21 protein-coding genes are annotated in these 23783 nt (G+C 44.8%); 10 read left to right on the top strand and 11 right to left on the bottom strand.

Annotation, left to right across the window (positions count from 1 at the left end; genetic code table 11):
• The first annotated feature begins 3 nt into the window (after positions 1–3).
• The 3 genes from GF309_13860 to GF309_13850 are packed head-to-tail and all read left to right on the top strand — an operon-like array spanning position 4 to position 6506.
• On the top strand, positions 4–2793 hold the full coding sequence (locus GF309_13860) for an FtsX-like permease family protein (GenBank protein MBD3159864.1): 2790 nt from the start codon (positions 4–6) through the stop codon (positions 2791–2793).
• On the top strand, positions 2794–5619 hold the full coding sequence (locus GF309_13855; protein MBD3159863.1) for an FtsX-like permease family protein: 2826 nt from the start codon (positions 2794–2796) through the stop codon (positions 5617–5619). It begins immediately after the preceding gene.
• 14 nt (positions 5620–5633) lie between these two features.
• A complete protein-coding gene (locus tag GF309_13850) occupies positions 5634–6506 on the top strand; it encodes an ATP-binding cassette domain-containing protein (protein ID MBD3159862.1) in 873 nt (290 codons plus the stop codon).
• A gap of 381 nt (positions 6507–6887) precedes the next feature.
• Here GF309_13850 and GF309_13845 read toward each other — a convergent pair whose 3' ends face one another.
• The 3 genes from GF309_13845 to GF309_13835 all read right to left on the bottom strand — a co-directional run bounded on the left by GF309_13845 (position 6888) and on the right by GF309_13835 (position 11267).
• Positions 6888–7793 carry a mechanosensitive ion channel gene (locus GF309_13845; protein ID MBD3159861.1) on the bottom strand — a complete coding sequence of 302 codons (906 nt, stop codon included), beginning with the start codon at positions 7791–7793 and terminating at the stop codon, positions 6888–6890.
• A 144-nt stretch (positions 7794–7937) separates the two neighbouring features.
• Entirely contained in the window at positions 7938–9233 is a 1296-nt protein-coding gene (asnS, locus tag GF309_13840; GenBank protein ID MBD3159860.1) for an asparagine--tRNA ligase, read from the bottom strand.
• 108 nt (positions 9234–9341) lie between these two features.
• Positions 9342–11267 (bottom strand): hypothetical protein, encoded by a 1926-nt coding sequence (locus tag GF309_13835; GenBank protein ID MBD3159859.1) that lies wholly within the window; start codon positions 11265–11267, stop codon positions 9342–9344.
• Between the two features lie 305 nt (positions 11268–11572).
• Between GF309_13835 and GF309_13830 the strand changes: the two genes are divergently transcribed.
• The 3 genes from GF309_13830 to GF309_13820 all read left to right on the top strand — a co-directional run bounded on the left by GF309_13830 (position 11573) and on the right by GF309_13820 (position 13799).
• The gene (locus GF309_13830; protein ID MBD3159858.1) at positions 11573–12241 is read left to right on the top strand and encodes a dTMP kinase; all 669 of its coding nucleotides are present in this window, start codon (positions 11573–11575) and stop codon (positions 12239–12241) included.
• 123 nt (positions 12242–12364) lie between these two features.
• Positions 12365–12973, top strand: a complete 609-nt coding sequence (locus GF309_13825) for a TATA-box-binding protein (GenBank protein MBD3159857.1) — start codon at positions 12365–12367, stop codon at positions 12971–12973.
• A gap of 211 nt (positions 12974–13184) precedes the next feature.
• Positions 13185–13799 (top strand): hypothetical protein, encoded by a 615-nt coding sequence (locus GF309_13820; protein ID MBD3159856.1) that lies wholly within the window; start codon positions 13185–13187, stop codon positions 13797–13799.
• A 102-nt stretch (positions 13800–13901) separates the two neighbouring features.
• On the opposite strand, the gene GF309_13815 is transcribed toward GF309_13820, so the two are convergent.
• From GF309_13815 to GF309_13805, 3 genes are all read right to left on the bottom strand, one after another.
• The gene (locus GF309_13815; GenBank protein ID MBD3159855.1) at positions 13902–15071 is read right to left on the bottom strand and encodes a hypothetical protein; all 1170 of its coding nucleotides are present in this window, start codon (positions 15069–15071) and stop codon (positions 13902–13904) included.
• A 107-nt stretch (positions 15072–15178) separates the two neighbouring features.
• Positions 15179–16018, bottom strand: coding sequence for an MBL fold metallo-hydrolase (locus tag GF309_13810; protein MBD3159854.1), 840 nt, complete (start codon positions 16016–16018; stop codon positions 15179–15181).
• A gap of 75 nt (positions 16019–16093) precedes the next feature.
• Positions 16094–16744 (bottom strand): radical SAM protein, encoded by a 651-nt coding sequence (locus GF309_13805; GenBank protein MBD3159853.1) that lies wholly within the window; start codon positions 16742–16744, stop codon positions 16094–16096.
• Between the two features lie 186 nt (positions 16745–16930).
• Between GF309_13805 and GF309_13800 the strand changes: the two genes are divergently transcribed.
• Together GF309_13800 and GF309_13795 are read left to right on the top strand one after the other, a co-directional pair.
• The gene (locus tag GF309_13800) at positions 16931–17797 is read left to right on the top strand and encodes a hypothetical protein (protein ID MBD3159852.1); all 867 of its coding nucleotides are present in this window, start codon (positions 16931–16933) and stop codon (positions 17795–17797) included.
• Positions 17798–17993: 196 nt separating this feature from the next.
• Entirely contained in the window at positions 17994–18506 is a 513-nt protein-coding gene (locus tag GF309_13795) for a single-stranded DNA-binding protein (GenBank protein MBD3159851.1), read from the top strand.
• Positions 18507–18580: 74 nt separating this feature from the next.
• Here GF309_13795 and GF309_13790 read toward each other — a convergent pair whose 3' ends face one another.
• The 3 genes from GF309_13790 to GF309_13780 are packed head-to-tail and all read right to left on the bottom strand — an operon-like array spanning position 18581 to position 22000.
• Complete coding sequence (locus tag GF309_13790; protein MBD3159850.1) at positions 18581–20185, bottom strand: L-lactate permease; 1605 nt, start codon at positions 20183–20185, stop codon at positions 18581–18583.
• Positions 20186–21256: an NAD-dependent epimerase/dehydratase family protein gene (locus GF309_13785; protein MBD3159849.1), complete on the bottom strand. Its 1071-nt coding sequence runs from the start codon at positions 21254–21256 to the stop codon at positions 20186–20188.
• Positions 21257–21259: 3 nt separating this feature from the next.
• Positions 21260–22000: an NAD-dependent protein deacylase gene (locus GF309_13780; GenBank protein ID MBD3159848.1), complete on the bottom strand. Its 741-nt coding sequence runs from the start codon at positions 21998–22000 to the stop codon at positions 21260–21262.
• A gap of 99 nt (positions 22001–22099) precedes the next feature.
• Between GF309_13780 and GF309_13775 the strand changes: the two genes are divergently transcribed.
• Positions 22100–22249, top strand: a complete 150-nt coding sequence (locus GF309_13775; protein MBD3159847.1) for a hypothetical protein — start codon at positions 22100–22102, stop codon at positions 22247–22249.
• 65 nt (positions 22250–22314) lie between these two features.
• Here the strand turns inward: GF309_13775 and GF309_13770 are convergent, their stop codons facing one another.
• On the bottom strand, positions 22315–22821 hold the full coding sequence (locus GF309_13770) for a DUF3368 domain-containing protein (GenBank protein ID MBD3159846.1): 507 nt from the start codon (positions 22819–22821) through the stop codon (positions 22315–22317).
• 1 nt (position 22822) lies between these two features.
• A complete protein-coding gene (locus tag GF309_13765) occupies positions 22823–23170 on the bottom strand; it encodes a hypothetical protein (GenBank protein MBD3159845.1) in 348 nt (115 codons plus the stop codon).
• Positions 23171–23325: 155 nt separating this feature from the next.
• Here GF309_13765 and GF309_13760 point away from each other — a divergent pair.
• Positions 23326–23783 (top strand): hypothetical protein (locus GF309_13760; protein ID MBD3159844.1); only part of this gene is annotated, 458 nt, incomplete at its 3' end.

Raw genomic sequence — 23783 nt, 5'->3', positions numbered from 1 at the left:
GAATTGGCTGTACCTGCAGGTTACGAAGCATTTCACAGCTTGAGAAGAAAAGGGCTAACACTGATTTGTTTATGCCTAGCATCAGCAGTTGCTATGGGTACAACAGTCTATGTCGACTCCTATTCGATTCATGAATGGGAAAGCTACATGGACATTGGGCCCGTTGCTATGTCTTTAGAAGGTGGAGATATCCAAGCAGAAGTTGACGACATTGAAGCCATCGACGGAATCCAGAAAGCTGCAGCGATAACCTTAGGAGAAGGATGGTTTAGGTCAGGAGATTTAAGATATGCAAGCAACCTCAAGATAGCTTACATCGATAGTACCTACCTCGAGGAGTTTCCCGATGTCTATTCAATACAATCGGGCCGGTATCCCAATAGCACATCCGAAATCGCAATTGCATTTGAAAGAGCAACCGATCTAAATGCTTCCATTGGCAAGACAATAAACTACTCATACTACAGAAGTGATGTGGAACAACCACATTGGATCAATATGACCGTCGTCGGGTTGTTTGAAAACCACCCCTCGCAATTGCCTGGGTGGTATGGTTCATACTTCGCGATAGCCATTGTCCTCCCCGAAGTCGTGGGCTCAGAAGGATATGACAATTACTACATAGAGGAGTCCGTTCACGTCGAAATCAACAGGGACCCAGTAACACCGTTTGATGTGAGTAGTTCCATCGCCTTTGTTAGAAGAATAGAGGAGGCAGTGCAGAGCTTAGATCCACAATATGAGCAGCAAGGGTATTCGCAGTATAGAGTAAACAATATCATAGGTAGGGCACTTTTGGAATACAAAGACTGGCAAGCCAGTGCAAGGATGAGCCAGCTAGTGCGGTCGACAGGGATCATGCTTCTTGTCATTCTTTTAATGTTGCTTGCAATACGATACAATGTGAATGAACGTGAGTATGAGACCAGTATGCTCCAAGCTCGAGGAGCTTCAAAACAAGATACTGACAGGATTATCATTCGAGAAATACTGATTCTTTCAGCTTCTGGCACCATATTGGGATTAGGACTCGGTGTGTTGCTTAGCAGAATAGCTCTCTCTGCTGTCGGCTATTTTCAGTTTATACCAAACCTGTTCTTTTCCGAGCCATTTCTTATTACGCTTGAATCATTGATTCTAACAGCTGTGGTTGGCATGATTCTTCCGATGATGACGCTGGGCAGCTACTTTGTTATCTATGCAATTAAAGAGCCAGTGGATGAAGGTGAAGGCAAGCTTGCCAAGCTAGCTAAGGGTCTGAGACTTATCCGTTGGGATTCGGTCGTTCTGGTGTTATCGATTCTTATTACAGTAGCTTTGTACTCTCTTGGAGCCCAAGCTCAAACTAACCCGATGCTTTCCTTCATTCTCTCTGTAGTGCCTCTGGCTATCTTTCTAGCGATTGCCAGCCTGACAATCAAGGCATTAAGAAAGGGTTCTTCACGAATATCCAGAGAGTTTGAAAAAGCAGTAGGAAAGCTGTCCGCTTCGGTGGGTGTTCGAAGAGTTGGAAAAAGTGCCTCATCAGCAGCCCCAACGATATTAGTTCTGGTACTCGCCATAAGCTTGGCATGGAACATGGCTGTGATAGATACATCATTGCCCATGACCAAGAAGAACCATGCCCGCTTCGCATTTGCGGGAGATATGACATTTCATCTAGATGAACAACACCCAGAAGACTGGGAAGCTTTCTTCAACAATGTGTCTGCTCATCCAGATACCGAAAAAATGGCTCTCTTGTCTGTTTTGGACGTGATGCTCTCAACACAGTATGGAGGAGATTTACGTCTAGCAGCTTTCGATCCAAGCGAGTTTGGTCAAGTAGGATATGACTATACAGGAACATTGTTGAATGAATCAGCCATACTTGCCCAGAAGATGGAGGAGTTGGAGGATACACCGAATGGCGCCATAATAACTAACGACATAGCTGACGAATACGATTTGGCTGTGGGGAATTCCATGAGAGCATCAATCGAAACAGACGAAGGTCAAAAAATCTATGTGTTTTCAGTTCTCGGCATAGTGAAAGGCCTTTCTGATGCAAGTCTCTTGAAAACCCAGCACGATTCCTATTACCAGCGGCCTTTCGGAACAGATGTCATATATGCAAACAGAGAATATCTTGCAGGCGGGGTTAATTTCACTAGTTCAGCACGTAGCGTCCTTTGTGTAAACGTCAATGAAGGCACAAATTCCACAGCGATAGCGGAGGAACTCATGAATAGCTGTGGTAACGCAGTCAGTGAGAATCCAGAGAGAATTGGTTTCATGTACGCCAACGACGGCTGGACAACTGTAGAATATGAACTCTCCCAATATATCAAACAAGCCAGATACAGTATGAACCGCGCAGTCGATACAATGACAACAGCAGCCATGGTTCTTGTTATGTTTGGAGGGTTCTCAGTCTACGCAGCCGAGGATGTTCGCTCACGAAAACGTGAAGTAGCTCTCTTGCGAGCGATGGGAGCCGAGACGATAGATGTCATCAAAACACAGGTTGCCGAGTTGCTCATAATAACACTATCAGCCCTAATGTTGCTTCTGCTGTTCTCCCCTATCTTCATAGCAAACACACTTGCAACGATTTCCACTAGCAACTTCATATTCCCTGTAGGCATATTCCCCTCTATCCCATGGATAAGCCTTCTTACCATTCTCGTCTTCTTTGTGGTTTCTATGGTGGGCATGATTGTCATTGTGGCTGTAACAAACTCTCGCGTGAATCTTCAGGAAGCTTTGAACGCACACTGGGCCGAAGCTGGCCCTTACCGAGGAGGGGTCTAAATGTACATGTTAGCCAGATTATCATCAGATAAGCGAAAAGTACTTGCTACACTGATTGTATTCTCCTTGTCTGCAGGGGTTTTGGGCGGTGTCTTGTTCTACATGGACAGCATTCGGCCGGACGTGCTAAATGAGATGACAACAGAAATCTCAGTTGATATGCAAGTTGCAATGTCCTACCAATTCTACGAACAAAATGAAACAACAACAGATGACATCCAAGGTATCATCGAGGACCAGCAAGACGTAGAAGGTGCCGACCTCCTCAGTAAGGTAAGATCCTATGATTGGGACGCCGACGAATATATGTATCAAGAACATGTCTATCTTGGACTCTCTGAAAACACATTCTCAATGTTTCCAAAGGCTTTCGAAATCACGATCAGCATAGGCAATCTAAACGATTCTTCGTGTTACATTGAAACTTCTACCCTTGAGCATTATGGCTTATCCCTAGGGGACAATTTTACGGCTAAGGCGAGAATCTATGAGAATGGAACAAGAATCGATATAGAAAAGGATTTCATCATTGTTGGAACATTCGAAACCAGTCTTTTCGGCCAGTCTTGGTACTCTCCCGGAGAAGGGGCTTCAATGCTTCGAATGCTAACGACCAAGCACGGGTTGGATGAAATCTTCTCTCGGCTAGAACCAAGGGGCTATGTCAGTCAGTCTGATATTGTATGGGTAGATTTAGATGAATCTGCTATACTCTCGTATCCAGATATTTCTCCTGCGGATCGGGCTGAGGATGTTGGGAAACGGATAGAGCAGGACACCCTGCCCTATGCCTATCTATCCGACTACGAACTGGAAGACACACTCATTTCATATTCGAGATGGGCTCAAACCGTCACATCGATTTCTTTGGCCTTTTCCGTCCCCGCCCTCACAATGGGAATCATGCTAGTTTACTATAATTCGGAACTTCTCGCTGATCAAAGAAGAAAAAATGTCGGTACTCTCAAAACCAGAGGGGCTTCTGGCTGGCAGGCCTTCAAATGGGTTTTGTTGCAAGCCATCACCGTGGCACTGATTGGAAGCTTCGGTGCTGTATTGGTTGGCCTACTTTCGTCCTATCTCTCTGGTTCAGTTCGTACTCTACTTGAGTTCAGTTTTGAAAGGATGGCTGGTTTCACTCTGCTCCTTGAACAAGATGCTGTTGCATCTGTGTTTCTTTTCGCCTTTGGTGTCGGCGTGGCTGTATCCATTCCAACAGCAGTTCAAGCCCTTCTTATGTCACCGGAAGAAGCACATGCATGGCTGGAAAAAGAAGTCTTAGAGGAAGAAAGTGATCTGGGCAATCCCTTCATTGACCTTGCGGCTGTCGGGATTTCGGCTTTCTTCTTGTATCCAATGTTTTCCTTGTTCGGATATACGGGAGTTGGATACAGTAGAGCAACTCTGTACTTTAGCATTGTTATAGTCATCTTCATGGGCATCTTTGTTTTGGGTTTTGCACGGTTGCTCTCCAGAGGGGGTCCAAACGTAAAAGCGAACATTGTCTCTCGATTGAAAACAGAGAAGTATGCACCCGGATCTCGTTTGTTGTCACGAACCGTCATGATGTTCAAAAAGAGTGAATCCATAGCGGTTGTGTTTGTTGGTCTGGTTTTTGCTGCCGGTCTGTTCTGTTCCATTTCAGCAGAAACAGGCTATAATCATACTCGATCTCTAAGCATGTTTGAGGCAGGTGGAGATGTTGTTGTTCGAGTGCGTCCAGAGATGAGCAACGTCACCTTGGATATGCTAGATGAGATTACTAAGATTGATGGTGTGAAAAAAGGCTCTGCTGTATTTCAGACGTCCGGTGAGGTAGAATACAGGCAAGCACAATGGGATGGTAGCTATCGATATGTAACAGAGGAAATCGACATTTTTGGTGTCCAAGCCCAAGCTTGGGCTGAAACAGCATTCTGGTTAGACTATTTTGCCAATGACCAAACCCCTGCCCAATCTCTGAACCAGATGTCACTCAACAACCAAAACGTGATTACCTCGTTCAAACCAGTTCATCATTACGAGACAAGTATCTCTGGAAGAACACCAGTTTATTCGAACGAAATTGAAATCACTTTGCAGGGCCCTAGCTGGCAGAACACGTCAGATTGTGAAATTGTTGATATCCTAGCATTTCAGAGTCAATATGGGATAGAAACCACCTACTTCCCAGGAAAACCCGAACTGAATCGGTTTGCCATTATGAATCTGGACTATGTCCATACCTGCACCGATACTAGCAAAGTTTCCAGCTTCTATATCAAGCTGGATGATGGGGCCAACTACACAAGGGTCATGAACGAAATTTCCGATCTATCCGAGTCCTCTTTCGAAAGCATCGATTCAGGGCTCCTGAATCTTGATCAGTCACTCGATTCAAGAGGTGCCCAGACAATATACGGCGTCTATACTCTGAATGTAGTTTTCTCATTAATCTACTTGACAGCAGGCATTGCAATAGTCACCGTTGTCAGGATTCAGAATCTAAGACGGCCGCTTTCAGTGCTGAGAGCCCTTGGGACAGAAAGCCAATCCATTATGATTCCGATGCTCGTAGACTCCTTGGCTACGACGGTGGTTGCCGCAGCAATAGGAGGATTGATTGGTCTCGTACTAACAGGATTTGCAATTCAGATCCCCTTGAGCTTCTTGGGCACATCAATCTCCTTGCCCTGGCTGAGGCTCCGAGTGATTCCAAGTGTACCGGTTGCTACTATCGGACTCATCTTCTTGGTTACGATAGCAGCAGTGGTCATTACAACTTACTTCATCACCAAAGAGACTTTGGAGAAAAATATCGCGAAGGAAATCCAGTACGTCAGCTGATTGGAGGGAACAACATGGAAGATTTAGAACAAATCGCGGAAGAGAACAAACTTGTGGTACGAGATCTCATGAAAGTCTATCGCCGAGGACGAAAGGAAGTTATCGCTTTGAGGGGTATGGATTTTGAGGTTGATCATGGAGAATTCATCTCGATAGTTGGACCTTCCGGCTCGGGAAAATCAACGCTCCTGAAATTAATCGGGGCTCTGGACAAGCCAACAGCCGGGAAAGTGCTCTTTGATGGCCATAACATCACCTTGCTCAACGATAGGCGTGCCATGCTATACAGACGGAAGAAGGTAGGGTTTGTCTGGCAGGTTGGCAATCTCATCCCAGGCTTGTCAGCTCTGAAAAACGTGAAAGTCCCGATGAAACTAGCCAATGCTCCAAAGGGCAAAATAGACAAACGAGCCAAGGAATTACTCGAGACATTCAATCTGGAGCACAGAATGGACCATAAGCCAAATCAGCTATCAGGTGGAGAGAACCAACGGGTAGCCATTTGTGTAGCGCTTGCAAACCAACCAGAGCTTCTACTCGCGGACGAGGTTACTGGAGAACTGGATACCGAAACAGCCGATATCGTCATGGAAGCTTTGCGTAAGACTAACCGAGAATTCGGAACAACCATTGTGAACGTCACACATAATCCCCGCGTTGCTGAATACGCAGATCGAATATTGCGTATCAGAGATGGTCTTATTGAGGGGCAGAAGCATGTGCTCTATGGTGACATATCAGAAGTGGATGCAAAAGGGCGAATGGTTATTCCTGAAGCTATTAGGCGTATGGCTGGAATTGAGAAGCGCGTCGTATTGAAAGCGACATCCGAAGGATTACTCGTTACACCGCTGGAAATGAGAGAGGAAAATAACCAAAAATCCTAGATCGCACAAATTCCACTCCAGCCTGAATGAAGGTTCTTTAGTGGTAATGAGGGGGATAACAGTAGAAATCGTGGAAAAAAGACAAGTGAGATGGCAATCTCTATAAAGTTCTGTCTTGGAGAGAAGCACGGGCTAAATATGGAGCAAGACAGATTACCGTGGTCATATTATGCGATAATTATCTCGTTTGGTATTTTCTTCTTCAGTCTCAATGTATACATCTTGACCAAATGGCTTTCTCATCCCTTTGCGAGTGAGTTGTGGTTAATGGGTATTTTCGGGGGGTTAGCTATTCTGCTGTATTCCGTCTGGATGCTACGGAAACACCAAAAGCAGCTCATCGAAGCTAAGCAAATAGAAGAATCCTAAGAGATGTGAGAATTATTCCTCTGTTTCAGTTGGCTTCTTCCTGTAAGGTAGAAGTAATTCATTCATCAAATCGGCAATGTGCACTAAGAGCTCTCTCGGCTCATCCACGATGATGGTAACACGATATATAATTGAATTATCAGAAGTATCCCAAACCTGCCAATTGGGTTTTACAAGAAACACCTCTTCCCAATCTTCACAGACTTCATCGAAATTTTTTCTCAAAGCAACATGGTCAAGACTGTGGTGTATTGTCAAATCAAAGGTATAACGAAAAGCAGTCTCGGTATGGGTAATTGATTTCAGCCGGGAGATAACGTTGCTCAGAGTTCCCCGCTGGTCAGTATTCAGGGTCTGCAATCGTTCGCTCGTGACATCCTTGATGACATCCTTCACGTCAACACGGAAATTGACAACATCACTTGATAGTACTTTTGAATTCGGAATTCGTAAACGGGTCTCATCAGGTTGCTGAATACGAGTATAGTAAAGATTCACGTCAGTTACAATTCCTTCGTCATTGGCAATTCTAACATAATCACCAACTCTAAAGGGACGTGCTATCAAAATATAGAGGCCATTTACTATCTCACTTACGGCCTGTGAGAAAGCAAGACCCAGGGCGGTACCGAAAACAGTAGAAAGGGACAATAGTGCTCCAATAGCTGGGTCAAATAGATTCACCACCAGGATAATCCCGATTACGACGAAAATCAAACGAAGGATTAGACTGATACCCGTAGAAAATTGACCGGATAATCCTATTTCTTCCAATGCGGAGCTAAGGCTTCGAGAGATTATGATATATGCCAAACTCAATAGAAACAATACAAGGCCAACAACAACTGGGTCTTGAAGATTCTGAGGGATATTCTGCAACCATACAACAAAATCTTCAATGAAGCCCAATTGTATCATGATTTTGCCACCATTTGTCTTTGCATTTTATCTAATTGGTATAATCTGGATGTACCATATGCCCTTATGGAGTATTGGCTTATAGTTACTTCTGAACAAAGTCATCGAAAATACGATGCATGGGAGCCAATTAATGAAACTGTTCTACGGGTATGTTCTGCGTACCGTTCTTGGAAAGGGAATCACATCGCGAATATGATCTAAATCGAGCATCCATCGAATAAGTCGATCTATTCCGACACCAAAGCCTGAATGTGGAACACTGCCGTATTTCCGGATGTCTACAAACCATTCATACTTCGAAGGATCATCACCGGTTGCTTTTATGTTCTCTACAAGTATGTCAGGATCGTCTTCTCTCTGGCTTCCGCCTATGATTTCTCCAAATCCTTCAGGAGCTAGCAAATCGTTATTCTTGTATGTACGAGGATCCTTCTCGTTGTTTTTCATGTAGAAGCTTTTGATTTCCTTCGGGTAGTATTCGATGAACAGAAATGTCTCCCGTCCTTCAGTTAGAGCATCTTCTGCTTCCGTTCGAATGTCTTCACCCCAGCTGATTTCGACACCGGCGTCCTGGCAGAACTCAATCGCTTCTGAATATGTTATCCGGTCAAAGGGGGGTTCGATTTTGAGAAGCCGGTTCCTCGAGACTTCCATCTCATCCAGTGCTTTCTCTTCATTCTCAGCAACTGAATGGCAAATATGCGAAATGAGTTCTTCCTGACGTTCAATGTTACAGTCATGGTCGCACCATGCTTCCTCGGCTTCCAAATGCCAGAATTCGGTAAGGTGCTTGCGAGTGCGTGATTTCTCACCACGGAAAGATGGTGCTAGAGTGAACACTCGTTCTAACGCGTACAGTTGGGGTTCCAAGTGCATCTGAGAAGTCTGAGTTAGGTACATTGTGTCGCCGAAATAATCCACCTCAAACAGCTCGGCACCCTCTTCCCCCATTGTAGATACAAACATGGGAGAGGTGGTTTCAAAAAATCCATTGTTTCGCAGATATTCTCTTGATGCTCGAAAGACTTCATCCCTGACCTTGAGAGCATTGGTCATGGCTCTCGAGCGCATCCACAGATGGCGGTTGTCGTTTAGAAACTCTATGCTCTGGTCCTCTGTAATGGGGAATTCGTCAGCAAAGTGAAGGACCTCCAGTTTCGATACTTGGATTTCGTAACCACCCTTAGCCCTTGCATCCTCCTTGACAGTCCCACGAATCTTAACAAGAGATTCTATTAGCATCTTCTGAGCAGCTTCGTATTCATCTTCCGAAACTGCGTTATTCTTGATGACCGTCTGAATAACTCCGGTATGATCTCGTACAATGGCAAAGACCATGTTCTTCTGTTTCCGGATTCTGTGAATCCATCCTCTCAGATGGACTTCTTTGTCAATCAGCTCGCCTTCAAGAATCTCTTCGACAGGAGTGAATTTCATAATCAACACCAAACAAGGTAGAGTATCTGATGAATTGGTTCCTTCTAGTGAACCGCTCCTCTGTTCGAATAAAAGGATGACGGCATTGAATCAGACGAGAGGGTACTATCACCTATATCGAACATACCAGACAATCACAGCTGCAACAAGGACGATACCACCAATTACGCCTGCACCAAGCAAGTAGGTTTCGACCAAAGGTGGAGATACGACTACCTTTACAGATGATTGTACGGTATTGCCACCAAGGTCCTCAACTATGAGAACAACCCAATGAACACCATCAGATAAGCCGCCGAAATCAAACTCGATTGTTTCCGAGTCCCAAGCTCCGGATTCAGCAATGAATCCGTCCACTTTAATGGAGTAGTTTGATTTGAATTCATCCGTAACAGTCCAATTCCGAACCAGATTCTGTCTACCTCTAAAGTAGTGAATCTCTGGTGGGGCATACACGACTAGTGGTACAATATCATCTCTCTTGACTTTCACAGTGACATTGTCCATACCTGTATTGCCACTCGTATCATTCGCAATCAGAGAGTACTCGTATAGGCCAATACCCAGACCATCAAGGGAAACTGTGACTCGGGGTTGATCAGGGTTAAGAGTTCCAGATTTCACGACAGTACCATTTCTGAGTATTCGATAGCTGTCCATATGTTCATCTGTAACATTCCAAGTTATCGAATAACCTGTTTGAGTATAGTAGAACTCAATGGTTTCATCCGGACCTTCAACAACGGGAGTTACGTTCTCATAGACAAGTACTGAAATACTATCGCTGGCCAAGTTTTGGTTCTGGTCCAAGGCCTCTATGGTAACATCATACATTCCCAGTTCATAGCCGGTCATGTTGAACGTGTATTCATAGGAGCTGCTGTTCCATGTTTCATTGTCTTCCAAGGACCCATCAACGTAGAGGCTGATGTTCAGAGGATACTCATCCTCGAGTTGCCACGTCAATGTCATATTGGGCGTTCCAACTAGAAACTCTTGGTTCCCAGGTGATACTAGATTTGGGCTTCGAATATCTGCTGAAACCTGAGTCAGATTATACGAATAAGGACTTAGGCCCAAATGCTCGCCCGAGAGGGTTACTGTCCAGTTGATGAATGCAACAGGCAAGTCCTTGAATACGAGTGTGCCATTGGTTCCTGTTACCCGTGTATCAATTACCGTACCGTTCTTGTAGGTAACATTGACAAGCGCACCTGCAATGGGATCTAATGTGTTTTCATAGCCGATGAATATGTCTAAATCATAGTAATCAGGATCACCTGCAACAGGTCCAACATGCTGTTCAACCATGATTGTTGTTCCATCTGCTGTGAAATTCTCTTGATTCAGCACATAGCCGTCATAGTCACCTGATGCAACTGTTAGATACCATGTGTAGTTGCCTTCGGGGATATCTTCCAAGTAAACCACACCATCTGCATCTACTGTCGTTTCATTATACACCGTGGATGCATCTCGATCGTAGACAGTGAAGTTCAAGCCTTCAGCAGGATCTCCATTCTTAGCAAGAATGGTCGCATTAAGATCATCATCATCGTTATCCCAGTCAAGGTTCCCGATTTCTACATTCGTAATCGCTTCGGGCCCGTCGGAGTGGAATACACCCGTCTGGTAGGCAGTCGGATCATAATCACCTTGAGCATTTTCAAGAGTTACATTCCAGGTATAGTTTCCAACTGGAATATCTTCAAAACGAGCTTCACCGAGGCCACCTGTCGCTTTTGACTGGTATAGCGTCATATCAGTCGTGTTGTAAAGGGATACATTTGCATCCGCAATCGGATATGCAGTTGAGTGGTTGTAAACGTGGAACACCAAATCATCATCATCGAAATCCAAATCGGTCCAAGTCTCATTGAGAACAAGCAAATCGGTTGCTGAAACTTCAAAACCCGATGACGGTGAAGTTGTTACTTCAACTCCGCCCTGCTCGACTAATGAAGCGGTGCCTACTAGGTTCACGAATACTAGAAACGCCAGAACAAATGCGATGGTTCTTCTTCTTGAAATCATTCAGGTGTCACTCTCTGAGCTAGATGATGAAATAGACTACTGAATCGCTTGGCGGCGTCGAAACCTTATACACCATAAAAGGGTTTCCCAGTGTCCACTGAGCAACGCCACCAGCGGTAGTGGTCCTTAGACAGTTGCTTCTAACAGTCTCAAGAAATCCGGTTAGAAGACGCTCTATTAAGTTTCGGATAGTTGAAGGCTCGTGCCCGAATATAGAAACCGAAGAGAAATGAGAACAAAGCTGCATCAGTGCCACCAAACGCTTAATATGAAATTCAGGTAACCTGGCCGAAGAGGATTGTTGAATGAGTAATCATGATGGGAGAGAAGACCATAGCACCGGTTTCCTTTTTGTTATAGAAGGGATTGACGGAACAGGGAAAACTACTCAAGCAAAGAAGCTGGAAGATCGGCTTGAAGAAGAAGGCTATGACCCCGTCAGATTGCATGAGCCAACAAACAGCAAGTGGGGGAAAAAAATCAGGAATCTGGCCATACACGGTCGTTCTGTAGACCCTAGAGAAGAACTGAATTACTTCATTGAAGATAGAAAAATCGATGTTGAGAAATACATCAAACCCGCTCTTTCTGATGGTAAAGTGGTCATCTTGGACCGATACTATCTTTCAAATGTAGCATATCAAGGTGCACTAGGAATCGACCCAGAGGAAATTATGAAATTAAATGATTTTGCACCACGTCCAGATCTTATACTAATTCTCGATGTTGCTCCTGAAATAGGCTTGAGCAGAATAAACGACAGAGAAAACGGAAAGCCGAACTACTTCGAAGATCCGGAATATCTCACCGAAGTCAGAAAGATTTTCAGATGGATAGAAAAGAATCTGAGCAATGCTCAAATAATCGATGCAACGCCGCCTGTCCAAGATGTCACTAAAAGAGTGTGGAATGTGGTTCATACCTATTTGAAGAAGAATGCGGGCACAAATCGACCTCGAAGCACGCATGTATAAGGAAACGACTCGTAAGTAGTATTTCTTGAGAAAACTAAACGCTTCCTTTCGTGGCATTTAAAAAGGGATTTATATATGACCGGACCAGTCGCATTCCATATATAAAGGCGGAGGATGACCATAATGGCAGAAGATAAGCCAAAACCAGAGCCAACCACGAAAATCGAGAACGTTGTTGCATCAGTAATCTTGAATCAGAGACTTGATCTCGACGAAATCGCTGCTACAATGCCAAACGTCGAGTTTGATCCTGAGCAGTTTCCAGGCCTTGTTTACAGACTCAAGAAACCAAAGACTGCTACACTCATCTTCAACAGCGGGAAGATGGTATGTACCGGAGCGAAGAGTGAGAAAGAATCTAAGAGAGCCGTTCACAAGATTGTCAAGAATATCCGTGAAGCAGGTATCGAAATCACCGGCAAGCCAATTATCGTCGTTCAAAATATTGTTGCCAGTGCCAGTCTTGGATACGAGCTTAATCTTGAACTTGCAGCGATGACTTTGGAAAACACTTTGTACGAGCCCGAGCAATTCCCTGGTCTTATTTACAGGATGCGAGACCCAAGAGTGGTTATTCTCCTCTTTGGGTCAGGCAAACTTGTCATCACTGGAGCCAAGTTCGAACCTCAAATTGATGAAGCGGCACACAAAGTCATGGATCGCTTACTTGAGCTTGGAGTAATGAGGCTAGAAGAGGACGAAGAAGAAGAAGAGATTGTCCTCGAATTCTAAAGCAAATCTGAAACTGGTTCAATACCAAATACGAAGTGAGGACAACTTTCGTTGTCCTTGCTTACTTTCTTGTGGGTCATCTCTACTTCTTCTTGTACTACTTCTTCTCTTGAACATCTCATCGAATAACCGGTAAACTCTATATTGCGATATAGGGATAGTAGATGTGAGATAGGTAATGAATCTTCCCGGGGGAAAAAGAAGATGGCTCATGATAATGCTGTGGGTTGGTCTAAGTATGGGTATTTGGGAAGGGTTAATCGAACATAACCTAGCACTTGACCGTCAAGTCGAAGAACAGCACTGCTATTTGCACAAAACTTCCGAAGATAGCTTGGTTCGACTGAGCATTATGCTTGAGGGGAACCATTCGTATGAGCTGGAAGTTTCTTTCGTTGATAGAGATTGGTGGACAGCTTCAATCAGAGGATACGCGGCCATATTCGTAAACAGCACAGAACGCGCGTCTCAAGAGATGAACGACGAATCTCATGCGAGTGAAAATTCTGCCGCATATGCACTGGGAAGATTAGAATTAACGATCAAACCCAAATCAGCAACGAACCTGACTATCTCGGGTGAGCTCGAAAAAGGAGACTATTGGGAGGTCCTCATCTACCGGGATTTGCCAGATACATCCGGCTGGGTATTTCCAATCATTACGTTACTTGCTGGATATTCAATGCTATTCTCTCTTTTCGTTCTTCTTGGTTATTTATTCAAATGGGCTACAAGGATAGTATTTGGGCGCTGCGATGAAGAAGACGATGAAAACTCCGAGGAAGAAGATGACTACTCTGAGATGGGTGTAGTCTATTATGACTGAATGTTAAACTAAAGAATTCCTCTGCAATAACCAAACTGGAGGGCACTTTGACCAGAACTCGCACCCTCGAGCCGGTCGTATTTTGATTGTTGCTCAGACTTCCTAGAAAGTGAAGGTCTGCCACAATGGGGGGATAGATAGTGCAACAACAATGATTGCTAACACAAACAGGGCAATCCTAGTCTTTGAGACAGGTACCGTATCATTGAGTGGTCCAGGATGCTCTCCACGTGATAGGAACAGCACCAAGATGGCCATGAGGTAGATGCCCATCAAGAACATCACAGCAATAGCAGCATACCCGATGTACTTGTGCTTCTTGGGCCCTACAATGGCTCGTAGCGCATGACCACCGTCAAGCTGACCCGCTGGAAAGAGATTGAGTGCGGTCACAAGACAACCAACCCAGCTTGCAAAAGCTATTGGATGAAGATAGATTGTACCACCCGGTGGTATGAAATCAGAGAAAACCATCTCCAGTATAACAAACAGGTAAGGTACCGGTAGGGATCCTGTCATATTGGGAAAGGCTGCGTCTATTGCTTCTAGCTGCTCAGCAGTTACAGGAACCGACATCAGAAAACCAGCTACAAGAACAACCAGTGTTACAGCGAATCCAGCTAAAGGTCCAGCAAGACCGAGGTCGAAAAGGTCCCTACGGTTCTGTGGAGGGCTTTTCTGTTGAATAAAAGCACCAAAGGTTCCACCAATCTGAGGTAAACCAGGTATGAAATAGGGTGCCGAGGAATCGATGCCACGTCTTTTCGCAGTAAGATAATGACCCATTTCATGTGTGAAAACTATGCCCATAAGAGCAAGCAGGAAGGTTCCAGTCACAAACGCAAGGTCCCATAGATTCCAGCCATTAGGATAGAACAATGTCAAAAAGACAGGGCTCGTAGCTTGCAGAAATCCAGCAAGACTGATTGTAGCTAGAGTTGCCACGAAGAGGGCATAATTGATGCGCATATCGCCCTCTTCTTCCTTTTGCTGTGGAGCAAAACGAATGAAGTATTCACCTGATTCTTCGTCTTTCCAACGAACAACCGGCCAAAGCCGATATCTGTCCGCTTCTTTCTCCAGTTTGTTGAAGACATCGCGCTGGTGTTCAATTGATGGAATCTCATAACCGGGCCAGCGCACCACGAAAGTTGGCATACCATATTGCATCGAGCTTTCTATCAAGTCAAAGTCCTTTGCCAGAATCTCACTCAGCTCACCAAAAGTTGGGTAACTGATTACGCGGTTCGGGTAATCTCGGTCAATAGCCAAATCGAAAATCCTCGTTGCTTATGTGCCTTTGAAGTAATCACTCAAATGTCCGCCTATAAGGCTATGTTCTTTGGCAGTGTTTCCATCACCTGCGTTGGAAATGGAATCTATTTATAGAACTCGAACCAATGCTCTACTGCGCTTTTTTCACGCCCTTCGGATTTTTCATCATAATAGCTTGGTGTGCGACCTTGGTCCATGAATTCTTCTGGAGTAAGATTTTCGTCTATTGCCCCTAGTACTTCTCTCCTCAGACTCCTTAGGAACTTGACGTGCCGATCAATTTCATCATTCCCGCAAAGCTCACCGTGGCCGGGAACTATTTGTTCTGCTTCTGCATCTTTGATCCCTTCCAAAGCGTCTAGCCAATCATCAGGATTACAGGTTGGATCTCCGGCATATGGGAATGAGCCCTGAAAAACCAAATCTCCTGCGAAAATCACATGATCTGGCTCTACGATGGCTATAGATGACCCCTTGGTATGACCGCCCGTTAGTTCAACTGTCATGTTATTATCAGAACCAATTTGGAGGCGTTCCTTGAATATGATATCAGGAAGCTTGAGCTCGAGTTCCTGCGCAGCCTTCCACATTTCTGGACGTTCATCCTTGTTCTTCTTGGCCTGTGCTACGAGTTTCTCTTTTCGCCATTCATTCTCCACAAGCTCTTTACATATAGCAAGGGTAGGAGCTGAAGCTATGACGCTTACAGGGTTCAATGCTTGTGCTCCGAACAGATGGTCAGGATGGTAGTGAGTCAAGACCATCTTCAAAATAGGAAGCCCGAATTCGTTCTCGACTTCTTCTCTGAAATCAGAAGTAAGCGTATGGTACATACCGCTATCAACAACAACCACTTCATCGTCCAAAACCACAATGCCATAGTTGCCAGCATTTTCTCCAGTTGTGTCGGCATATACACGGTCTGTGACTTGAGTCAGCTTCATATTCTATGTGAAAGCATTGTATCAGATATATTTGGTCATATATTTCGACAACCAATTCCTCAGGAGAATCTGTGTTCAAGTTTTACTCAATTTCTCAGAAATACTATCGGCAATGTGTGAAGGACCCTTGAATCCCCTTACTCGGAAATCCACCTGCAGTTCATCAGCTACTTGCCTACATGCTTCAATATCTACTCCGGGAATATCTACAACCGATAAAACAACCCGCATCACATCTTTGCAGCTTCGAGCAAACTGCAGTACGGCATCATAAGCACGGAGACCGAATTCCGACTGGCAGAGCAAATCATATACCTTAGCAGAGGAGGCATTCAATGAAATCTGGATTTCCTCTAGTCCTGCGTTCTTGAGCTCAACAGCTACATTGCGTGACGGATGGATCAAAGATGCTTGACCATTTGTATCCATACGCATCGGCACGTCTGAAAGCTCCTCTAATGTAACTATGGCTTCGAGCGATGTATCAAGATTCAGTAGTGGTTCCCCAAAGCCAACTATCGCAGCATCTGTGAATCTCTCATCCCAAGTATCCTCTATGGCTTCCCTGATTTCATGGGCACTTGGGTTTCTTTCACCAGCAAGCTCGAAACCATATACACCGTCCTGGAAGTTTCTTACGCAGAACAAACAGTCATTGGTACATTCAATGCAGGGATTCACATAAAACTTGTTTTCGCACCAGTATGTAAGATCCAACAAGACCAACTAAGGCGGGTTCCTAGAAAGAATAAATAAGACTTCAGAAGCCACCAAGAATCTTGATATTCCGCAATAAGCGGCGTTTGAAAAAGACTTAACTTGAACTTAGTTCCAATAGAATTACTAAATTGAGGATTGCATAACGATCATGCTATTGCTTATTCAGCCCATATCTGAGGTGTTTACTTGATAGTGACTGAGATTCTACGAAAATCCGCCGAGCATCTGGAAGACAATTTCATGACGTATGTCATAGCTGTTTCGCAGATGGCTGTTATCATGGTATTCATGACAGCCGGGCTTGCGGGTTTGGCAGGAATCATGTCATCCATCTTTTCGGGGCTGCACCCTTATGCAGTATTTAGGGATTTAATGGAAACATGGTTACCCCTTATCTCCTCCGGAGATTTGATTTTCATACTGACTAGTGTGTTCATTCTGGTTGTCATTCCTGTCTTCGCAATTGGTGCTTGGGTGATGGCACCTGTGTTTGGAATGTCTAAGCAATTGACAGAAAGTAAGGGTAAAGAGGCAGATACACCATTCAGTTGGTTCAAGAAGCACCTTGTCAAATTCGCACTAGGTGGCATCACCATCGCATTTACTGTACTTGGACCGGCTGTCCTGACGGCTGCCGCATTTTCTTTTGTCTTTGGCGGATCTGTGAGCGGCCCAGCAAATGTGATACTCGGAGCAATTGGTTTTGGATGGGTCTTCTTTGCTGGTGGTGTGCAAACCATGTATGTTCCCAGCCTTATGGAAGATAAGTCAGCAATAGAAGCACTGAAGCATGCTATACGTACTGCTACCAAGCATCCATTATGGACATTCACCACATGGATAGCGTTTCTATTTCTCTTTGCTATCTGGTTCGCTCCCTTGGCCGTTTGGAACATACTCTTTGGAACCATTATGGAACCGATAAGTAACCCACTTGCAATGGCTGTCGTTGCACTGGCGGTTATCGGGGTCTTTGTGGACATTGTGGTGATACTGCCGTTTTACATCATCTCCCTAAACTCGCTTTATCAAAGAATAATGGAAGAGGCGCCACCATAGTAGTGCCCAAAGATTCACAGGGTCTCAGCCTAAGATGTAGCACCTACAAAAGCTGAACTTTATATACGCGCTTGAAAGTGTGTATCTTAAAAAGACGTAAAAAGAGGCATTACCCAAAATCATTTGGTAGAGTAGATTTGTCTTTATTGATTGAGGGGTATTAGAAAACGCCTATGTTAGAAGAGTTTGATTCATTATGACTAAACCTGAACCTGTAGACGCAACTGTTTCTGAGCTAAAGCCTGGTATGAAAAACGTAAACATTCGCTTCAAGGTGGTCGACAAGGGAGAAGCCCGAGAAGTGACATCAAGGAGTGATGGTTCCAAGCACAGAGTCCTAGATGCAACCGTTGGAGATAGTACTGGTACTGTCGTTGTACCTCTTTGGGATGAGTCCATTGATGAGATGGAAACAGGTAAGACCTACGAATTGGAAAACGGGTATACCGGCACGTTTCGAAATCATCTACGTCTGAAAATCGGAAAGTATAGTGAACTGGAAGAAGCTGACGAGGAAATCGAGGAAGTCAACTACGACGTCAATATGTCAGAAGAAGAACACCGAGATAAGCGAAAACGGAGCTACAAGAAGAAATCCAGACCAAAGAAGAAAAAGAAGAAATCAGAGGGCTACGGCCGTCCAAATCGTAGCTTCGGTGGTTACGTAGGCAACTACAAACGCAACAACAGAGCAGAGTCAACTGATTGATTTAATTGGGAGGGCCCTTAGGGCCCTCGCCCTTTCTTTTTATTCTTAGGAGAAGGTTTCACTCCTATAGCTGGCTATGCGAATGCCCATAGCATCGTTAGGCCGGCCACAACGCCAGTGATGACTATCGCGATGATAGCTCCATACCGAATGACCTCCCCTTCAATACCGATTTCATCTATCACTGCTGCGGCGTTCTGTACTTTTGCTGGGCTCAATACACTGGCCAACCCACCGCCAATTCCATTTGACGCAGATACCACCAGCGAGTCAGCGCCAATCATTGTACTGGCCTGATAGTGATATCCGGTGAAGAGTGCAATAGCCGAAGTCTCAGATCCGGATATGAATCCAGCGAGAAGACCCAGAAAGGCAGCGGTAAGCGGGTAGAAGACACCCAAAGATGAGGAAGTACTTGTTGCCAAGAGATGAATCATATTGTTGGTTGGATTAGCTTCAGGAAATGCCCATGTCCCATCGGCTGCGATTGTGAAACCGCTGAAATTCATAACTTCAGCCATTGCGAAGAAAATTGCAGCGGCTAGAACCGGCCGAGGCGCCCTCTTGAGAAACTTCTTGGAAGTGTTGGCTAGTGTTTGCTTATCACTCCCTAGGAGAGGGATTGATACAATTGTAGCAATGAGCATGAGAGTATATGCTTGCCATAGAAACCTTGTCTTAATCCCATAAGGATAGCCAGGTAGGTTCACTGGAAAACTCAGCTGTGTAAAAAGCAAGTCCTTCACAGGTGGAATCAGATTCGTAATCAAACAGAGTACAACAAGAATAATCCAGGGGATGCTTGCCTTTCGCAAATTCATAGACTGTTGAATCAACCGATCATCATCGTCTAATACAGATTGGTCAAGTATCGGACGGCCCCGTATCTTGGAATAGGCAAAAAGCACTCCCATCACTCCAGCTCCAGCAAAAACGTTGGTGAGTGTGGTTTGATTGACAAAAGCAAGATTGCTGAGAATGGCAATTCCACCTGCTGTTACGCCACTGAGTATGGCCAGAAACAGCCCTTCTTTGCTGGCGAGGAGTTCCCTACCACCTGCAATCCAGAGCATGGATATGGCAATCATGGTTGTGATTATTGGCATATACATTGCAAATGTAATCCCAACCTCCCATAGAGGCAAACTGATTCCAGATACTGCCGCGTATTCGCCTTGGAAAACTACTGCTGGAACACCTAGAAGAGCAAATGTTGTGAGTGGGTCATACCCTATGGAAGGGAGAGCTACAGAGACAAGTGGAGAGAAGCCAAGAGCCAGCATCACCGGTGGGAGCATCGATACGGGGGTTGCCCCGATACCGACAAGAAACAGCCCGAGACCTAGACTGATCAGCATGATTTGCATCGGGCGGCTTCCACCACCTAACGTTTTGAAGAAAACGATGAGACGCTGAAGTGCTCCCGTTTCCTGCATGTATGTCATCATGAGAATTGAAGAAGCCACCATTAGGGAAATCGGGAATGATTTGATGATGCCTGCAAGGCTTGCAGTAAGGGCTATTCCTATGTCCGTGCTAAAGGCAACAATCGCGATGCCTAGCGTCACAAGCCAAACAACTACTCCAGTCACATCAGCAGCTCGATGAAGGCCCACCAGCATTACAAAAGCAAGAATGATTGGCATCACTACAAGGATTAGGCCGATGAGTGGCTCCAATTATTGCTGCCTCCGTTCTAGATAGCCGTTTTCATAGTACCAATCAATTGCCCTCTTCAGCCCCTCTTTCATGCTAATCCGTGGCTCCCAATCCAGCAACCTCTTTGCTTTTTCATTGCTGTACCAGCGTTCTTCATCCATACTTTGGATCGTCTGAGGATGCCATAGAAATGTGTTCTCTTTCCAATTCTTGAACGGGCTCATCAGCGCTATTCCCAGTTTAGCAAGCGTCGTGGGAACATGTCTCTTGGGCGGTTCAACCCCAAGAAGATCACAAATGTACTCGACTAAGTCATTGTATTTCATAGGATTATCGGGGCAGATAATAATGGTCTCATCGTTGGCAGCTGGAACCATGGTGGCCTCAAATCCCCGTGTTACATCATCAACATGGGTATACATGATGTGCTTCTCGCCATCGCCTGGAAGCACGGGGACTTCCTTTCTATTGAGAGCCTTGATGGTCTCATAAGCAGTATAGAGGTCTCCTTCACCCATCACACCGGTTGGCCGAACTATGGTATGAATCAAATCCCTCTCAGAAGAGACTTCCCTAACAGCTTCTTCTGCCAAGACTTTGCTCTTACCGTAGTCAAATGCAGGTTGCGGTTCTGTCTCCTCGTCAGCAGGAGGATCATCAACTGGTCCAATTGCTTCAGTACTTGAGCAGTAAATGAACTTGCTAACTGAAGCATCAGCACTGGCTTCAGCCAGCATTCTTGTCCCATCAACATTTACCCGATACATGAGATCCTTGTCGCTAGGATAGAAATCGAAGTAAGCCGCAAGATGGAAGACTACTTCCTTGCCTTCGACAATATCTGTTAGGGAGCTTTTATCAAGTAGATTACCTAGCTCCAAATTAACAGCATCAGGTAGTACTGATGTATCGCTAGTTTCGCGAATAAGGACGCTCACGTGATGCCCATAAGAAAGGAGGCGTTTAACCAAGTTCTTGCCTATGAAACCGGTGCCGCCGGTTACCAATATATCCAATGAATTGCCACCCTGAATAAACCAATCCTTGGTTCCCCCATTTATCTCTTGTCTGCAATACAGCGCAGTTGAAATGGATTAGACTTCACGTCTTTTTAGCATCGAATCAATCTTTGGGAGAACAGCACCTGCCTTTCCGTCGATGTGTATATCAACCGCTGAAGTCAAAGGAGTCTTTTCGATATTCACTTCGATTGCAGAACCACCGGACCGTTTGACAATAAGGGGAAATGATGCTGCAGGCTGAACTATTCCAGAGGTACCGATTATGATGCACGTGTCGGCTTGCTGAAGCTCCGAGTAGACTTGACTCATGACGTCTTGATCTAGACTTTCCCCAAACCAAACAACATCTGGTCGTAGTATCGAACCACACTCTTCACAATGCGGCACTCCATCTGCGAGCTCATCAAGCCGCCCACGGTAATCACAGTTCGTGCACTTGACAGCCCAGATATCTCCGTGTACCTCGTAGATGTCCTCTGACCCTGCCCTATGATGAAGCCCGTCAACGTTTTGGGTAATGACACACTCGAGTAACCCCTCCTCTTCCCACTCTGCAAGAGTAAGGTGTGCAGGATTTGGTTCACAATCAGCAATCAAGTTCTGCCTCCATGAATACCACTCCCAGACCAGTTCGGGATCCCTTGCAAAGGCTGAAGGCGTAGCCAAATCGGTAGCATCATATTCCCTCCAGAGACCATCTTCACCGCGGAAAGTTGGTATGTTCGATTCTTTTGAAATCCCGGCTCCTGTGAGAGCAATAAGATACTCGGCATTTTCTATAATCTGACTTGCGGAAACAATTTCCGTGGACATGAATATCGCCTGTGAGTGAACCTGTCCGATTTCGAATTTATACTCTGGTTTACTGGCTGTAGAATGACAGTATCCTCGCCTAAAGGTGATCGGCTCGTATTGCAAGATTTACTCATCAGTCAGTCGAGAACAGATAGCAGAGAAGTGAACGAACTGGATTCTATCAAAGCGAGAATAATCAGTAGGGATTTAGAGAGATATATCATACACAATCTTCGAATGCTCCCTGATGGACGTCTTGAGGATTGAGTAGTGCTACCAAGAGCGTATAGAGTTCAAAGACATTGCACGGTAGACAAAGCAATAGCTGTTGACTATCCTTCAATTTCAGATAGGACCTGAGAATAGAGTTTAGTAGACATCCGGAAGGTTGTTTCTTGCACCAAAAATTCCACCGTTGATAAGGCCTTCTTCGTTGAGATTCGACCCTGTTTTCTTGCTTGAAGAATGATGCCAATGGTTCCCGTGACAGCCAGATCCAATGTGCGAGCCACATCCCTAGCTGCAAGGTCATCAATTACAACCACTGATTCTTTTTTCTGCTTTCTCAGCTGTAGAGCCAGGGCAAGGGTATGAACCTCCCCGATGTGAAGGCCAAAATTACTGAGTTTTTGAAATTCGTCAGTCAGTTCAGTTTCTGTTATATTCAGCCAATCGTCAAATGCGCTTTTTAGAGATACATACTCAGAGTAGCTAGAATCAAGAACCTCCTGTTCTACTTGTCTTGATACAACCGCATCATCGAAAAGCACCTGAAGTAGGTTCAGAAGCCCCGCTTTTCCAAGGTATATCAAGGGTGATGCGTTGACAACGGCAATCAAGCTAGTGTTCCTCTAGGAAACGGAGATCCTCTCGAAAAGCCTGTTCATCATAAGTAGGAACATCTCTCTTGGCCAACTCATTCACCATCGCTCGCCATGGTATCTCTGCAATGGAAGCGGCTTTCCAAACACTGATTCGTTTTGATTTCACTTCATCTGCAAGGTAATCAAGGAGATCTTCGGTAAGGGCTCTGTCAATCAATTGACGCAGGTATGCAGACCTGTCTACGATTTTTCGGTGATCCATCAGATATGATAGTCGCTCTTTCAGGTCTTCATCAATTCTCACCGAGAGTACTTCAGTCATATCAATCATGTATACCATGTAATACTGGGTATATAACGACAACGGTCCTCCCTTTGAAAAGTAAGAGGAATCTACAAATTGGTCTCATAATGGGAGGGAAAGCGAAAATGCGGCAATGCCTCCGGATATTGTCAAAAAATAGATAAACGTCACCAACCATTCTATATGTTGGAAAAGCAATATGGAGAGGAACAGTAATGCAAAGGGTTTTGCTCAGAGTCGCGGTAGGAGCTATTCTTGCCAGTCTTGTTGTATTATCGATTCCCACACAGTGCATTGCCATAACAGGGATTCAAGCAAAACCTAAAGAATTGTCAGAAATCTTGGACGAAAACAGTGAGATAAAATACAGAATCGAAGCTGCGTACATTCGAGAGTGGAATTACACAGTCGAAGGAAACCACATTCGAACTTATAATGGCACCCTGTTCTATGAAACGAAAGTAGATAACGAAGTATCGATCACTATTGACATCGTTGAGATTGATGAACGAATCACCCTTCAGATACACTATGAAGCGAACACCCCAACGGGATACTACATAGACAGAGCATATACAGTGGAACTCAATCCTGACACTGGTTATTGTATCATTAAGAACGGTCCACTGGAGGGTTTCTATGGACGTTTGAGTCTTTTCTTCAATTATGAATA

The sequence above is a fragment of the Candidatus Lokiarchaeota archaeon genome (genome assembly GCA_014730275.1).
In the GTDB taxonomy this organism is placed as follows: Archaea; Asgardarchaeota; Thorarchaeia; order Thorarchaeales; family Thorarchaeaceae; genus WJIL01.
The sequence above is the reverse complement of the archived record's forward strand: the minus strand, read 5'-3'. Positions and strand labels throughout refer to the sequence as shown.

Bases quoted from the DNA above. Each gene is read 5' to 3' on its own strand.
- GF309_13795 (MBD3159851.1), top strand. From the start codon at position 17,994: ATGACTAAACCTGAACCTGTAGACGCAACTGTTTCTGAGCTAAAGCCT.
- GF309_13825 (MBD3159857.1), top strand. From the start codon at position 12,365: ATGGCAGAAGATAAGCCAAAACCAGAGCCAACCACGAAAATCGAGAAC.
- GF309_13820 (MBD3159856.1), top strand. From the start codon at position 13,185: ATGATAATGCTGTGGGTTGGTCTAAGTATGGGTATTTGGGAAGGGTTA.
- GF309_13830 (MBD3159858.1), top strand. From the start codon at position 11,573: ATGAGTAATCATGATGGGAGAGAAGACCATAGCACCGGTTTCCTTTTT.
- GF309_13855 (MBD3159863.1), top strand. From the start codon at position 2,794: ATGTACATGTTAGCCAGATTATCATCAGATAAGCGAAAAGTACTTGCT.
- GF309_13810 (MBD3159854.1), bottom strand. From the start codon at position 16,018: ATGAAGCTGACTCAAGTCACAGACCGTGTATATGCCGACACAACTGGA.
- GF309_13835 (MBD3159859.1), bottom strand. From the start codon at position 11,267: ATGATTTCAAGAAGAAGAACCATCGCATTTGTTCTGGCGTTTCTAGTA.
- GF309_13780 (MBD3159848.1), bottom strand. From the start codon at position 22,000: ATGTCCACGGAAATTGTTTCCGCAAGTCAGATTATAGAAAATGCCGAG.
- GF309_13845 (MBD3159861.1), bottom strand. From the start codon at position 7,793: ATGATACAATTGGGCTTCATTGAAGATTTTGTTGTATGGTTGCAGAAT.
- GF309_13850 (MBD3159862.1), top strand. From the start codon at position 5,634: ATGGAAGATTTAGAACAAATCGCGGAAGAGAACAAACTTGTGGTACGA.
- asnS (MBD3159860.1), bottom strand. From the start codon at position 9,233: ATGAAATTCACTCCTGTCGAAGAGATTCTTGAAGGCGAGCTGATTGAC.